The organism is Streptomyces sp. H27-D2 (assembly GCF_035828615.1).
Taxonomy (GTDB): domain Bacteria; phylum Actinomycetota; class Actinomycetes; order Streptomycetales; family Streptomycetaceae; genus Streptomyces.
This window is the reverse complement of record NZ_JAYMZR010000031.1, coordinates 54,625-68,880: the sequence shown is the minus strand read 5'-3', so window position 1 is coordinate 68,880 and position 14,256 is coordinate 54,625. Positions and strand designations below refer to the sequence as shown.

Annotated in this window: 11 protein-coding genes; 5 read left to right on the top strand and 6 right to left on the bottom strand. The window is 71.6% G+C overall.

Features of this window, described 5'->3' with window-relative positions; all coding sequences use genetic code 11:
* From QMK28_RS14725 to QMK28_RS14715, 3 genes are all read right to left on the bottom strand, one after another.
* Positions 1-270: transposase (locus QMK28_RS14725; protein ID WP_326437907.1), on the bottom strand; the 270-nt coding region annotated here is incomplete at its 3' end.
* Between the two features lie 91 nt (positions 271-361).
* Entirely contained in the window at positions 362-664 is a 303-nt protein-coding gene (locus QMK28_RS14720) for a GAP family protein (protein ID WP_326437905.1), read from the bottom strand.
* 420 nt (positions 665-1,084) lie between these two features.
* Positions 1,085-2,014: an NADP-dependent oxidoreductase gene (locus QMK28_RS14715; protein ID WP_326437904.1), complete on the bottom strand. Its 930-nt coding sequence runs from the start codon at positions 2,012-2,014 to the stop codon at positions 1,085-1,087.
* 198 nt (positions 2,015-2,212) lie between these two features.
* On the opposite strand from QMK28_RS14715, the gene QMK28_RS14710 reads away from it, so the two are divergent.
* From QMK28_RS14710 to QMK28_RS14700, 3 genes are all read left to right on the top strand, one after another.
* Entirely contained in the window at positions 2,213-3,490 is a 1,278-nt protein-coding gene (locus tag QMK28_RS14710) for a helix-turn-helix transcriptional regulator (protein ID WP_326437902.1), read from the top strand.
* A gap of 552 nt (positions 3,491-4,042) precedes the next feature.
* Positions 4,043-6,928, top strand: coding sequence for a DEAD/DEAH box helicase (locus tag QMK28_RS14705; RefSeq protein WP_326437900.1), 2,886 nt, complete (start codon positions 4,043-4,045; stop codon positions 6,926-6,928).
* Positions 6,925-8,181, top strand: coding sequence for an SWIM zinc finger family protein (locus QMK28_RS14700; protein ID WP_326437898.1), 1,257 nt, complete (start codon positions 6,925-6,927; stop codon positions 8,179-8,181). Before QMK28_RS14705 ends, QMK28_RS14700 begins: the two co-directional genes overlap by 4 nt.
* 40 nt (positions 8,182-8,221) lie before the next feature.
* On the opposite strand, the gene QMK28_RS14695 is transcribed toward QMK28_RS14700, so the two are convergent.
* On the bottom strand, positions 8,222-9,211 hold the full coding sequence (locus QMK28_RS14695; protein WP_326437896.1) for a hypothetical protein: 990 nt from the start codon (positions 9,209-9,211) through the stop codon (positions 8,222-8,224).
* 74 nt (positions 9,212-9,285) lie between these two features.
* Here QMK28_RS14695 and QMK28_RS14690 point away from each other — a divergent pair, with 74 nt between their 5' ends.
* On the top strand, positions 9,286-9,600 hold the full coding sequence (locus QMK28_RS14690) for a helix-turn-helix domain-containing protein (RefSeq protein ID WP_326437894.1): 315 nt from the start codon (positions 9,286-9,288) through the stop codon (positions 9,598-9,600).
* A 69-nt stretch (positions 9,601-9,669) separates the two neighbouring features.
* Here QMK28_RS14690 and QMK28_RS14685 read toward each other — a convergent pair whose 3' ends face one another.
* Both QMK28_RS14685 and QMK28_RS14680 read right to left on the bottom strand, forming a co-directional pair.
* Positions 9,670-10,143: a DUF6314 family protein gene (locus QMK28_RS14685; protein ID WP_326437892.1), complete on the bottom strand. Its 474-nt coding sequence runs from the start codon at positions 10,141-10,143 to the stop codon at positions 9,670-9,672.
* Positions 10,144-10,234: 91 nt separating this feature from the next.
* Positions 10,235-12,100 (bottom strand): hydroxysqualene dehydroxylase, encoded by a 1,866-nt coding sequence (locus QMK28_RS14680; protein ID WP_326437890.1) that lies wholly within the window; start codon positions 12,098-12,100, stop codon positions 10,235-10,237.
* Positions 12,101-12,399: 299 nt separating this feature from the next.
* On the opposite strand from QMK28_RS14680, the gene phsA reads away from it, so the two are divergent.
* A complete protein-coding gene (gene phsA / locus QMK28_RS14675) occupies positions 12,400-14,256 on the top strand; it encodes an O-aminophenol oxidase PhsA (protein WP_326437925.1) in 1,857 nt (618 codons plus the stop codon).

Genomic DNA, 14,256 nt, shown 5'->3' with positions numbered 1-14,256 from the left:
CTTCCAGTCCATACGGGCCCGCACCTGGTCAGCGGCCTGCCGGTCGGTGAGCCCCTCCGCGTACTGCAGCACCGAAACCAGCGCCAGCGCCCCAGGCGAGATCGCCGGCCGCCCCCGCACGGGGAACGCCTCAGCGAAGGACTCATCTTCGAACACCGGACCGAGCGCCTCACGAATCCGGACCGCCAACGTTCCCTTCGGGAACGACGCACGCACCACCCGCGCGGTCAGCTCCGGTACCCCGCGATCAGCCCGCGACTCCAACGACACCCAGACCCCACCCCTCGATCGACGAACAGGCCGATCATGACAGTCCGGGCGGCCCGACTCCGCCGGTTTACACATTTCCCAACGGAGTCCTTTAGGGCCGGGTCAAGTTGACGTAGGTCCGCACCGCGGCGAGCAGCAGCAGGCCGACCAGCGCGAACTGGACGATGGTTCCGGTCGATCCCTTGTCGGCCGGGTCGCCCGACGAGACGGAGTTGCCCAGCAGGGCGAAGATCCCCCGTGTAACGAGGACTCCGAGCGTCGTGGAGATCGCCACACCGAGGAGGAACGCCAGGGACACCCGCACAGCCCGCGGGGTGGTCACGAAGACGATGGCGGACATGATCTGCGGCCCCACCATCATGGTGATGGCGAGCGGGAGAATCTGGAGATCCACGGTCGTCCCTTCCGGCCAAGCTCAGCGGCGGCACCGTCTACCGGTTTCACCACTGTCCATTGCCGTGCACCGGAACCGATACGGCATCCGCAATTGCTCCGTCCGGGCCTGCGCCTGGCGTGAACGGCGGACTCGCGAGGCCGCTGCTGCCCGTACCTGGCGGTGTCCAGCCCGGGGCGGTGTCCGCCGATGGGATCGCGTCGCGCGCGTGACGGATTCCGGCGCAACGTCACGGATGGGGGTACGTACCCGTACCCCCATTGGGATGAGTGGAAGGAGCCACACCATGGCCGACGCCAATATCCGTATCTCCGCCGCCGCGCGCGATCGGCTCGCCGAGATAGCGGCTGCCGAGGGCTTGTCGCTGCGCGCCTACCGCCGGGCCCCGATCCGGCGGATCAAGCCACAGCGCCGCCCCGGTCAGCCGACCGTCAGCACGATCTTCCCGGTGAGGTGCCCGTGCTCGCTCGTGCGGTGCGCGGCGGCGGCTTCGGCCAGCGGATAGCTGCGGTGGATGGGGAGTTGGAGGGTGCCGGCCTCGTGCAGCGCGAGGGCGGCGGCGAGGGCGGGGCGGGTACGGTTCTCGTCGTGGCCGCCCCCGGAGAAGCGCACCTTCCGGGCGTGGGCGCCCGGCGCGGCGGCGATGGTCACCACCCGCTCGGCGTCACCGGTCAGCTCGACCGAGACCGCGATGGCGTTGCCCTTGCCCACCGCGTCCAGCGCGGCGTCGACACCCTCGGGCGCGGCGGCGCGTACCCGGTCGGCCAGGCCGTCGCCGTACGCGACCGGGATCGCGCCGAGCCCGCGCAGGTAGTCGTGGTTCGCCGCACTCGCGGTGCCGACGACCCGGACACCGCGAGCGCGGGCGAACTGGATGGCCAGCGTGCCGACGCCGCCGGCCGCGCCGTGCACCAGCAGCGTTTCGCCCGCCTTGAGATGCAGGAATTCCAGCGTCCGCCAAGCCGTCTCGGCCGCCACCGGCAGTCCGGCGGCCACCTCCCAGGGCAGCGAGGCGGGCTTGAGCGCCAGCAACTCGGCGTCGGCCAGCGCCAGTTCCGCGTACGAGCCGGTGGCGGTGGGGCCGAAGACCTCGTCGCCGACCGAGAAGCCGGTGACATCCGCGCCGACCGACTCGACGACGCCGGCCGCCTCCTTGCCCGGAGTGTGCGGGAATTCGACGGGGAAGATCGACGCCATCACGCCGCTGCGGATCTTGGTATCGATCGGGTTGACCCCGGAGGCGCGTACGGAGACGCGGACCTGGCCAGGACCCGGCGCGGGCAACTCGGTGTCGGTGAGCCGCAGGGCGTCGGCGGTTCCGTAGTCACTGATGGCGATGGACTTGGTCATGCGATCACGATCCTCGGAAGGCTCAGAAGGTCAGAAGGGCAGAACGTCAGTAGGTCAGAAGGTCAGTTCGGAAGGGGGCTGTGTACGGCGTGTCCCCAGCCTGCTCGCTGCCGCCCCGCTTCACGGCTAGTCGTTCGGCCAGTCCTGCCTGGCCGAACGAATAGCCCGCAGGGGTGGCGGAGTGTCTATCGTGAAGGCATGGAAGCGCATGGTTGGTCCGCCCCCGAAGACGTTCTCGCCAGCGCGATCACGGTGCTGCGCGCCCCGCTGCCGCAGATTCTTCCCCGCCTCTCGGACGCCATCGCCGACCTCGCCCCGCACCGGGCCGTCGCCGAACTGACCGGCAACTGCGCGCACTCGCCGATGAAGGCTTCGGGGGAGCCCGGCGTGGCGGAGAAGATCACCAGTGCGGAGCTGGGCCGGCTGGAAGGGCTGATCCCGGTCGGTCGGCCCTGGCAGGGCGAAGCCGTGCTGGCGGGCGCCACCCGCCCGGTCCTCGCGGTGGCCTCCGCTCCCGAGGGCAGCAGCGGGGCCCTGCTGGTCGTCGTCCGCAGCGACGCGGGCCCGCTCTCCGAGCAGGTGCTCACGGTGTTGCAGCGACTGTGGGACCTGGTCACCGTCCACTCAGGTCGCCGGATGGCCGAAGCCACGCCTGGGCAGGCCGCCACCTCCCGCGCGGCGGCCGGCGCGCGGGCACGGGTCATCGCGGAGCTGACCGACGCCCACACCTCGGCGCTGTCCGCGATCCTCGGCACGCTGCGCGCGAACAGCCTCGACGACGAGGCCGCCCGGCGCGGCGCGATGGACCTCGCCGTCGCCGCGATGATCGAACTGCGCGCGGGAGCCGATCTGGACCGCGAACTCAGCGAGGAGCCGGCCGACAAGGCGTTCGCCCGGCTCGCCGACGAACTCAAGCCGCTGCTGCGCCACAGTTCGGTGCGGCTGGACCTGCGCGCCCCCGACGCGCAGCGGACCGTGCCCGCCGACACCGCGCACGCGGCGCGGGCTGCCGTACGGGCCTCGGTGCTGGCGATGCTGGAGCAGGACGAGGTGCACCGGGTGCACGTCGGCTGGCAGTTGGACCGGGACGACCTGCGGGTCAGCGTGCGCGACGACGGGCCCGGCGCGTTGCAGCGCGAGGCGCTGGCGGTGCACCGGATCACCGAGCGCCTCACCGCCCTCGACGGCAGCCTGGACCTGGACGCCGTCCCCGGCTGGGGCACCACCATCACCGTCACCCTCCCGCTGGGGGCCGCCGCCGGCATCGCGGCGAACCCGGTGGCCGACCTGCACCCGCGCGAGTACGAGGTCCTGGGGGAGCTGGCCCGGGGCCGCCGCAACCGCGACATCGCCCAGTCGCTGCACATCACCGAGTCGACGGTGAAGTTCCATGTGGCGAACATCTTCGGCAAGCTCGGGGTGAGTTCGCGGGGCGAGGCCACCGCCGTCGCGCATCGAGCGGGGCTGACGGGGTGAGGGGGCTGACGGACTGAGGGCGGGGCATCCGGGGCGGCGTCGGTGCGGTCTTCAGTGGCAGCACTGCCTTCGGAGACGCAGCATGATGTGCCAGGTTCCCCAGTTGGCGAGATGTGGGGTTCCACCTGGGAAGTGTCCCCGGAACAGGCGGAAAATCCGGTGATCGCCGGACAACGGCCGTCTCCGCGTGTCACTCTTGACGGCAACCTCGGCGGTAGCGCCGATGGGAAGCGCCTGCCCCAAGTCCCCGAACAGCCCTGTGCGTGGGACGAGCTGGGCCGCCGGGCGGACTGACAGCCCGTTCACACCATGCAGCCCGCACAGGTTTGCCACGGGGGCGGCAGGGCGGGAGCATGGACCGGGACCTGGAGTTCTGCACGCGGCCAGTGCCGGATCGTCGATCCGGTGCGGTCGATGTTCGACTGCGAAGAAAGCCCGCTCCCGCCGGTGAAGCCCTGGCCTGGGTTCGCCTGGCCGGCGTTGTCCGTGCTGGAGTGACGTGCGTGCGTACGTAGTAGCTGCAAAGTAATCAGGGGAGGGAACACGTCCGGTATGGCCCGCGTCATCATCAGGGGTACGGCTCCTGCCCGGGCCCGGGCCCGGGAGCTGCCGCCGCTCGCCGACCCCAAGGCGGTCGACTGGGCGGTAGCCCTGCTGGACGGCGGCTGGGCCGCCGTCTTCCTGTCCGAGGAGCCCGCGCGGCACGGACGGCTGCTCCTGTGGCGCCCCACCGACGTCGGCCCCTCCCCGCAGGACGGCCCCCCGGAGGGCATCGCGGCGAGCTCCGCCGAGCTGGTTCTGCCGCACGGACGCGGCGCGCGCAGGCGTACGGTCGACGGCTGGGCGCTGCCGGTCGCCGTGGCCGTACCCGCACTGCTGCAGGCCACCGGGGCACACCCTTCCGCCGCGGCCTGGGCCGCGGCCGCCGGATTCGCGCTGCGGCTGCTCGCCGACGGCCGCCTCTACCCGGGGCTCACCACCGAGGCGTACGATACCTGGCGCGCCGGCCCCTTCGACGCGGCGCACCACCGGGCGCTCGGCGAACTCGCCACGGCCTTCCCGCCGCACGCCCACTGCCTGCCCCAGCAGGGCCCCGCCCCGGTGCGCATCGTCGAACCGGCTGTGCTGGTCCGCGAGTTCTGCGACGCCGTCGCCGACACTCTCGCCCGCACCCCGGCCGCTCCGCTCGCCGCCGGTGACCTGCCGTACGCCTGGCGTGAAGCCCGACCGCTGCCCGCCCTGCGGGAGTGGGCGGAGGAGACCGACGCGGCGCTCGCCGCCGATGTCACGGTGTCGCTGCGGGTGGATCCGCCGGAGGGCCGCCGCAAGCAGTTCCGCGCCGTACTCCAGCTGCACACCGCCCATGACCCCGCCCTGGTCGTGGAGGCCGGACAGGCATGGTCCGACCCCGCGGCCGTCGAACGCCTCCTCGGGCCGCGCGCCGAGACCGAGACGCTGCTGGCCCTGCGCCGCGGCGCCCGCGCCTGGCCGCCGCTGGGGCGGCTGCTCCAGGACGCCACTCCCGACCAGCTGCGGCTGACCGACGACGAAGCCCTGGAACTGCTGGGTGATGCCACCGACGCGCTGAGCGCCGCGGGTCTCGCCGTGCACTGGCCGCGCGAACTCGTCAAGGCGCTCACCGCCCGGGCCGAGATCGGCCGGTACACCGCGCCGGGCAGCGCCGCCGGCGGCCTGCTGGACGCCGACAGTCTGCTGGACTTCCGCTGGCAGCTCTCGCTCGGCGGCGATCCGCTCACCGACGCCGAGATGGACACCCTGGCGGAGACCCGCCGCCCGCTGATCCGGCTGCGCGACCAGTGGGTGATCGCCGACCCGAAACTGGTGGCCCGCGCCAAGCGGCGCCGTATGGAAGCACTGACTCCGATGGAGGCCCTCACCGCGGCCCTCACCGGGCAGGCCGAGTCCGACGGCGAGAGCGTCCCGTGCGAGGCGGTGGGCGCGCTCGGCGAACTCGTCGCCCGCATCCGCGACCCCGAGTCCCGTACCCCCGCCGAACAGCCCGCCGCCCTCAAGGCCACCCTGCGCGACTACCAGCGCCGCGGCCTCGCCTGGCTCGCCGAGATGTGCGAACTGGGCCTCGGCGGCTGCCTCGCCGACGATATGGGCCTGGGCAAGACCGTCTCCCTGCTCGCCCTCCATCTGCACCGGCAGACCGACCCCCAGGCAGCCGGACCCACCCTGGTGGTCTGCCCCGCGTCCCTGCTCGGCAACTGGCAGCGCGAGGCCGAGAAGTTCGCCCCGGGCACCCCCGTCCGCCGTTACCACGGCGGCGAGCGCCACCTCGACGACCTCGCCCCCGACGAGATCGTCCTGGTCACCTACGGGGTGCTGCGCCGCGACCGGGAGCGCCTCGCCGAGGTCGACTGGGGCCTGGTCACGGCCGACGAGGCCCAGCACGTCAAGAACCCCTACAGCACCACCGCCCGCGAACTGCGGGCCCTGCCCGGCAGGGCCCGCGTCGCCCTCACCGGCACCCCCGTCGAGAACAACCTCTCGGAACTGTGGGCGCTGCTCGACTGGACCACCCCCGGACTGCTGGGCTCCCTTCCCGCCTTCCGTGAACGGCACGCCCGCGCCATCGAGTCCGGCGAAGATCCCGAAGCCGCCGAGCGGCTGTCCCGTCTCGTACGCCCCTTCCTGCTGCGCCGCAAGAAGTCCGACCCCGGCATCGCCCCCGAACTTCCCGTCAAGACCGAGACCGACCGGATCGTCTCCCTCACCACCGAACAGGCATCGCTGTACGAAGCGGTGGTGCGCGAGACGATGGAACGCATCCGGGAGAGCGAGGGCATCGCCCGGCGCGGACTGGTCCTGAAACTGCTCACGGCGCTCAAGCAGATCTGCAACCATCCCGCCCAGTATCTGCGCCAGTCCGGCCCGCTCACCGGCCGCTCCGGAAAGCTCGAAATCCTCGACGAGCTCCTGGAGACCATCACCGCGGAGGGCGAAGCGGTGCTGGTCTTCACCCAGTACACGGCGATGGCCAGACTCATCGAACGCCATCTGACCGAGCGCGGCATGACACCGTTGTTCCTGCACGGCGGTACGCCCGTGGCCCGCCGCGAGGAGATGGTCGCCGCATTCCAGGAGGGCAGGGCCCCCGTCTTCCTGCTCTCGCTCAAGGCGGCCGGCACCGGGCTCAACCTCACCCGCGCCACCCATGTCGTGCACTACGACCGCTGGTGGAACCCGGCCGTCGAGGACCAGGCCACCGACCGCGCCTACCGCATCGGGCAGGACCGCCCGGTGCAGGTCCACAAGCTCATCACCGAAGGCACCGTGGAGGACAAGGTGACGAAGCTGCTGGACAGCAAGCGCGCCCTGGCCGAGTCGGTGGTCGGCTCCGGCGAGGCCCGGCTCACCGAACTCGGCGACGACGATCTCGCCGAACTCGTGGCGCTGCGGAGGCAGTCATGAGCCCTTCCCGCACACCCTCCGGCGTGGGAGGCTCCCCCTCCGGCCGCGCCCCCGCGCGCGGCAAGCGCGCCTTCGCCGCCACGTGGTGGGGCCAGGCATGGGTCGCCGCGCTGGAGGACTCCACCCTCGACTCCGGCCGGCTCTCCCGCGGACGCACCTACGCACGCAAAGGCATGGTCGGCGAGATCGCCGTCGCCCCGGGCCGGATCAAGGCCCCGGTACAGGGCAGCCGCCCCCGCCCGTACCGCTCCTCGGTGCATCTCCCCGTCCTGACGGACTCTCAATGGGAGGCGCTGCTCGACGCGATCGCCGCCCGCGCCGGCCGGGTGGCCGCCCTGCTCGACGGCGAACTGCCCGCAGACCTCGTCGAGGACGCCCGCGGAGCGGGCGTCCCGCTGCTGCCGAAGCCCACCGAACTCGACCCGGAGTGCTCCTGCCCCGACTGGGGGTACCCCTGCAAGCACGCAGCCGCCCTGTGCTACGCGATCGCCTCCCGCATCGACGACGACCCCTTCGTCCTCTTCGCGCTGCGCGGCCGCACCCGGGAACGGATCTTCGCCGAGCTCCGTACCCGCCGCACCGCCGACCGCCCCGCCGCCGGACAGGCCCCCGCCGGGGTGCCGGCGGCCGCCGCGTACGCCCGCTGGGCCGAGGAGACGCGCAGCTTGCCGGAACCACCCGGGCCCGCGGTACGCGCGCCAGGCCTGCCGGTCGACCCGCCGCTCTCCTCGGGCCTCGCCGCGGCAGACCTCGAAGGCCTCACCGCAGACGCCGCGGCCCGCGCCCAGCGCGTCCTCGCCGGTGACTTCAGCTCCCTCGCGCTCACCCAGCGCCAGGACGCGGTGCGCATCGCCGCGAGCGACCGCGGCCTTGAGTGGTTCCACGGGCTGCAACAGGGGACGGGACTGCGCCCGGTGGAATTCGCCCGGCTCACCAGGGCCTGGCGGTACGGCGGAGCCACCGGCGTCATCGTCGCGGAGGAGCCCAGCACACCGGATCCCTCGGCGCCGGCCGCCGCCCGCACCGCGGTGACCGGCGCTCTGACGGACATGGCGCGGGACGCCGTGGCACTGAAGGCTTGGCGCAACCGCCTCACCCTCGGCGGCACCGGCATTCAACTGCGCTACGGCCCGGACCGCCGCTGGTACCCGTACGTGCGGCAGGACGGCGAGTGGTGGCCGTGTGCCCCGGCCGACGCGGACCCGGTCGCCGCCTTCGCCGCGGCCTGGGAGAAGCGTCCGGCGAGCCGGTAGAGACGGATGCGATCGGAGTCGCAGCTCGCCGGGAGGGGCCCTAGCGTTGGAACCGTCCCAGACGGCTGATGAATCCATCGACCTCGGCGAGTTCCGGAGCGTTGGATCCCAGGTGGCGCACAGTGGCGGACCGCAGTGTGATCGCGGCGGACCGTGCCGCCGGGGAGTGCTCCGCGCCGGCGTGCAGGCGCATGATCTGGGCGAGCGCGTCGAGGTGGAGCGTGACGGACGCCGGGTCGTCAGGGTCCGGTTCGCTCGTCGCGTACGCGTTGAAGGCGATGAGGGCGGCGGTGGACTCTCGGAGTTCCATACGGCTCTGGGCCGCGTAGTAGCGGCACCGCTGGGCCTCGGCGTCGTCGGCGCCGTAGCGATCCGTGAACGCGGCGATGGCGGCCTCGAAGAGTTCCGCTGCCTCGCGGTGTGCTCCCGCGACGAATTTCACGTGTGCCAGGGACAAGCTCAGATCCTCCACCTGTACAGCGTCCACAGCCCTTGCCAGAGCAGCCGCCAGAATGTCGGCGGCCTGAGCGAACTGCCCGTCTCCGACGAGCTGTTCGGCGCGGCCGGCGGCCTCGTCGGCTTCCGCGTCGGTGAGCGGCGCGGGAGCAGCCGCGGCCGCGGCCGACGGTACGGGCTGATCGACCACTGTCGGGGTGTACGCCACGGCCGCCGTCGCACCGCGGCGCGCCGATCCTCCGAACGGGCGGCTGAACGGCAGGCAGGGGTCGAGCTCCAGACCGTCTGCCGTCAACAGATGCGGGCTCCCCTTCGCGAACCCCTTATGGGCCCACGGCAGCAGCGCCTCGTAGACCGCTGATGCCGCCAGCCGCTGTTCGGAGTCCTTCGCCAGCATCCCCCGCAGGAGATCCTCGATCTCAAGGGGCGCGTCAGGGCGCAGCCGGCTGAGCGGCGGAGGCTCCCCGCAAGACGCCGCCTCGCCCCGCCGCCGGGTGCGCAACTGCGACGGGGCGTTGACGGCTCTGGCGTGACCAGGGAGGACGGTCGTACAGCCCGCCGTGTACGGGCTCACCGCTTGGACATCCTCCATAACGGAGCGTGATCATGGGTGAGTTGAGTGAGAGCAAGGGTGCAGGGGGGCCTCGTATGGCGGGTCACAGCGGTGAACCGGAAACGTCGGACGCGCTCAGGACGTTCGGAGCGGTACTCAAAGCGCTGCGGGACAGGGCGGGGATGACCCAGGAGGAGTTCTCGCCGATGGTGCAGTACTCCACCCACTACGTCGCCTCGATCGAGCAGGGGCGGCGCTTCCCGCCCAGGGATCTCGTCGAGCGCGGCGAGGAACTGCTCGACTGCGGAGGGGTGTTGCGGGCTGCGGCACGCCATCTGACGCGGCGGACCGGGCTGGCGTCGTGGTTCCGGCAGTGGGCGGCGTTCGTCACGTACGCGGCGGGCTGCTGATCCGCAGGGCACGAGGCAGATGGAGGGGGCTGCACCCGACGGGATGCCGCCCCCTCGCCACGTGCCGACCTAGCCGCGCCTGCGGTAGACCGAGCGCAGCAGCTGCGTCTTGGCCGGACCGCTCACTCGCCATCGCAGGTGCCACTCGCGCGCGGAGGCGACGGTGAACGTTCCCTCGTAGCGGTCCTCGGCGCAGGGGTGGTCGGTGGTCCACTGGCCGGTACGCAGGTCCAGGTCGTGGAAAGGGCGGCCGTCGGCGAAGGTGACGTCGGCGGTGCCGTCCGGCCGGGGCGACAGGTGCAGCGTGCGGCCGACCCGGCTGACCGTCCCGTCCCACAGCAGCTCGCCTTCCTCGATGTGCAGCAGAGAGCCGTCCTCCTCGGAGGGCCGGAACTCCGCCGTGCCCCGGAAGCGGCCCGCCGAGCCGGTGCGCATGTCCAGCAGGGTCCGCTCGATCGACCAGTGTCCGGTCAGATACGCCACCGCGTCGGCGACCGCGTGACGGGTGGCGGCGGACGGGGCGGGGCCGGGCTCGGTGGACATGACCCCATTATCCGGCTTGGCGGGCCGGGCCCCGTCGGCTCCCCTGTCTGTGGTGTCTGTGTGGCTGATCGGGCGCGGTCAGTCCTGGTGGTCAGCCCAGGTCGAACGCGTTCGGCAGGCCCAGCCGGTAGCGGAAGCGGTCATTGCGCTTGAGGGCTTCGATCTCCTTGGGGCGGTGGAGCGGAGTGACCGTGCAGCGGGGCGCGTCCGAGTCGAGGCCGTCCAGCAGTGCGTTGACGGCCTGCCGGGCCGAGGCGTTGGCGCCCTCCATCGTCGCGAGGTCGATGTCGACCGTGATGTAGTCGCCGGACAGGAAGAAGTTGGGGATTCTGGTCGCTGCCGTCGGCCGGTTGTAGAGGGTGCCCACCGGGTGGATGAGCAGCTCGTCCTCGTTGGTCGGGTTAGGCGTGCCGAGACCGTCCACGCCCGGGTCGAGGAACCACGAGTGCAGGCTGCCGTCGCTGAGGACCGTCTTGCCCGTGTCGTTGAGCGCCGCCTTGAGCTGCGCCCACACCTCGCGGGCGACCTCCTCGCGCGTGCACTGCTTGGCCGTCTTCCCGTACAGGATGCCGGGCTTGTCCCACTCGGAGATGTCCGCCGACAGGCAGTCCGCCGCCGAGCCGTCGCCGTAGTCGGCGGCGAAGTCGCGTCCGGGCCAGTGCTGGGCCTGGGCAATGGCGGTCAACGACCAGGGCGAGTCTATGCAGTTGAGGTGTCCGTGCAGGATGGGCGTCGGCTCGGTCAGGTAGAACTGAATGCCCGTCATCCAGTCGGTCCGCAGCTTGTCGCAGCGCCCCAGCTGCGGGTCGGCGGCCCGCAGCTCCGGGCTCCAGGTGCGGCGGGCGTGCTCCACCGGGAGCGCGGAGATGTAGTGGTCCGCGGTCACCAACTGCTGTTTCTCGTCCGGGTCTTCGATCGTCACACCGGAGACCCGCCCGGACCCCATCTTCACCTCGCGTACGGTCCAGCCGATCCGGAACTCGACGCCCAGACCCCTGAGGTGATCCACCCACGGATCGATCCACGCCTCGTTGGTCGGCGCGTTCAGAATCCGGTCCGGCGGCCCGTCCGCGCCCCGGCCCAGGAGGTTGAAGACGAGCGCCTCGCCCAGCGTCCCCACGGTGCGCGTGCTGGCCTGCTCCGCCTTCGTCGCGACGATGTTGCGGGTGACGCCGATGACGAGGATGCGCTGATACATCTCGGACATCTGCGCGGCCCGGGTGAAGTCCCACCACGGGGTGCGCTCCCACTGTCCGTCGCGCCGCTCGTCGCAGCTGGTGAGGAAGACGACGGCGCGGTTCACGAAGTACGCGGCCTCGTGCGCCGGCAAATGCCTGACCGTGTCGAGCAGCGCGGTCAGCGCCCGCCGGATCTCGTCGAGGGTCAGCCGCGCCGGTTTGTTTCCGGGCCAGGGGATCGGCATCCGGATGTCCTCGCGGCCGGTCCGCGCGAACATCATTTCGCGCGGCGCCACCAGATTGTCGTGCACCCCGTTCGCATTGCCGGGAAACGGAATCCGGCGCAAGGTGTCCGGCAGATTGTGATAGATGCCGGGAATGAAGCGGAAGCCGTGCTCGGCCGGCAGCGGCTTTCGGCTGCCTTTCGCGCTGCCGGGCACGTCCATGCTGCGCGCCTTGCCGCCCAGCGCTCTGCGTTCGTACACCGTGACCCGGAATCCCCGTTCGATCAGCTCGTGCGCCGCCGTGAGACCGGCGACCCCGCCGCCCAGGATGGCGACGGTCTGGCCGGGCGGTACGGATTGGCTCGCCCCCTGCGCCTGTCCCTGTCCCTGCGCCTGTGCGGATCGGGCGTGGTTCGCCGCGCCGCCGTGCCCCGCTGCCGCCGCCGGTCCCGTACCCAGTGCCATCCCGCCGACCGTCGCGCCGATCGCTGTGGCCCCCGCTACGAAGCTGCGCCGCGTGTTGCTCTTGTCGCTCGTGTCTCCCGTGCGATCCATGCCCCTGCCCCTTTACCGACGGTAACTTCCTTATCGGTGCAGGAGCATACGGTCGCCTCCTCCGACTCGGAAGGCGCTGGCGGGCCCACGCGCACAGTTCTCCCCACCGGCCGCTGGGTTGGCGGGATGTGAGCGCGCGATCAGTGGTTTTCGGTCAGTTCTTCCGGAGGCTGAACTTCGTCACCTCCTTATGGGTCTCTCTTTATGAGAGGTCACGAGAGAACACGCACGAGAGAACACGGGGGACAGAGGCCTTGTCCGAGATCACCGAAGAGTTCCGTGAAGAGTTCACCGAAGAGATCACCAAGAAAATCGCCGACGCGGTCCGCGCGGGCGGCGAACTCATTCCGTTCGTCGACCCGCTGACCGTTCCGCCAGTACTGCGGCCGGATTCGGCGGACGTGCTCCAGGAGACCGAGATCGCGCTGCGGCCCACCTGGGTCCGGATGCACACGCAGCTTCCGCCGACCCTGATGTGGGGCTACAACGGGACCGTTCCCGGGCCGACCATCGAGGTGCGGCGCGGGCAGCGGATCAGGATCGCCTGGACGAACCGTATTCCGGCGGGGGAGTACCCGGTCACCGCCGTCGAGGTGCCGGTACGGGCGCCGGGCACGCCGCCCGCGACCGCCGAGCCGGGGCGCGGGGGCGCCGAACCCAATCCGGACGTGGCCGCGCTGCCCTCCTGGACGGTCACGCATCTGCACGGCGCACAGACCGGCGGCGGCAGCGACGGCTGGGCGGACAACGCGGTCGGGTACGGGGACGCGCAGCTCAGCGAGTACCCGAACGACCACCAGGCGGTGCAGTGGTGGTACCACGACCACGCCATGAACATCACCCGGTGGAACGTCTACAGCGGGCTGGTCGGCACCTACCTGATCCGCGACGACGAGGAGGACGCTCTCCAACTGCCCGCCGGCGCACGGGAGATACCGCTGATCCTCGCCGACCGCAACCTGGACACCGACGAGGACGGGCGGCTGAACGGCCGGCTGCTGCACAAGACGGTCATCGTCGTCCCGAAGCACCCGGAGACGGGCAAACCGGTGACGACGCCGGTCACCGGCCCGTACAGCACGGTCAACGGCACCATCTGGCCGTATCTGGACGTGGATGACGCTTGGTACCGCTTCCGGCTCGTCAACGCCTCCAACGCCCGGATCTACGACCTGGTGCTGGTGGACGAGGACGACAACCCGGTGACGGGGGCGCTCCACCAGATCGGCAGCGACGGCGGGCTGTTGCCCACCCCGGTGCCGGTCGACTTCGACGCGTCGCTGCCGACGCTCACCATCGCGCCGGCCGAGCGGATGGACCTGCTGATCGACTTCCGGGCGCTGGCCGGGCGGCGGGTCCGGCTGGTCAACAAGGGCAGGGGGCAGCCGCCGGGCGTGCCCGACGCGGTCAACAACGTGCCGTACCCGCAGGTGATGGAGTTCCGGGTCGGCGCGAAGGGGCGCCCGGACGGCTTTGTGCTGCCCGAGGTCCTCTCGGGGTCCTTCCGGCGGATCGATCACGCGCACACCGAGCACGGGCACCGGCTGATCGTGCTGACCCCGCCGGGCACGGTCGGCGGCGGCGGCCACCCGGAGATCTGGGAGATGGCCGAGGTCGAGGACTCCGGGGTGACGGTTCCGACGGAGGGCGTCATCCAAGTCCACGACGCCAACGGCGAGTTGAAGACCTACCGGCGGATCGCCCGGACCTTCAACGACGGCCTGGGCATCACCATCGGCGAGGGCAGCTTCGAACAGTGGAGCTTCCTCAACCTCGGCGGCCCGGTCCATCCGATGCACATCCACCTGGCCGACTTCCAGCTGATGAGCCGGGACGCGTACCGCGCCGACGGCTTCGACCCACAGCTCGGCGGCACGGTCGCCCCCGTCGAGTACGACCCGGCGAAGCCGATCCCGCTCGCTCCGAACGAGCGGGGCTGGAAGGACGTGTTCCGCGTCCCGCCGGGGCAACTGCTGCGGGTCATCGGGCGGTTCGACGGAGCGTACGGGCGGTTCATGTACCACTGCCATCTGCTGGAGCACGAGGACATGGGCATGATGCGGCCCTTCGTCGTACTGCCGAAGGAAGCGCTGAAGTTCGACCACGGCGCGGGGCACGGCGGGCATGACGGCGGCCATGGGGGTCATGGGGGCTGA

Bases quoted from the DNA above. Each gene is read 5' to 3' on its own strand.
- QMK28_RS14715 (WP_326437904.1), bottom strand. From the start codon at position 2,014: ATGACCAAGTCCATCGCCATCAGTGACTACGGAACCGCCGACGCCCTG.
- QMK28_RS14710 (WP_326437902.1), top strand. From the start codon at position 2,213: ATGGAAGCGCATGGTTGGTCCGCCCCCGAAGACGTTCTCGCCAGCGCG.
- QMK28_RS14705 (WP_326437900.1), top strand. From the start codon at position 4,043: ATGGCCCGCGTCATCATCAGGGGTACGGCTCCTGCCCGGGCCCGGGCC.
- QMK28_RS14700 (WP_326437898.1), top strand. From the start codon at position 6,925: ATGAGCCCTTCCCGCACACCCTCCGGCGTGGGAGGCTCCCCCTCCGGC.
- QMK28_RS14690 (WP_326437894.1), top strand. From the start codon at position 9,286: ATGGCGGGTCACAGCGGTGAACCGGAAACGTCGGACGCGCTCAGGACG.
- QMK28_RS14685 (WP_326437892.1), bottom strand. From the start codon at position 10,143: ATGTCCACCGAGCCCGGCCCCGCCCCGTCCGCCGCCACCCGTCACGCG.
- QMK28_RS14680 (WP_326437890.1), bottom strand. From the start codon at position 12,100: ATGGATCGCACGGGAGACACGAGCGACAAGAGCAACACGCGGCGCAGC.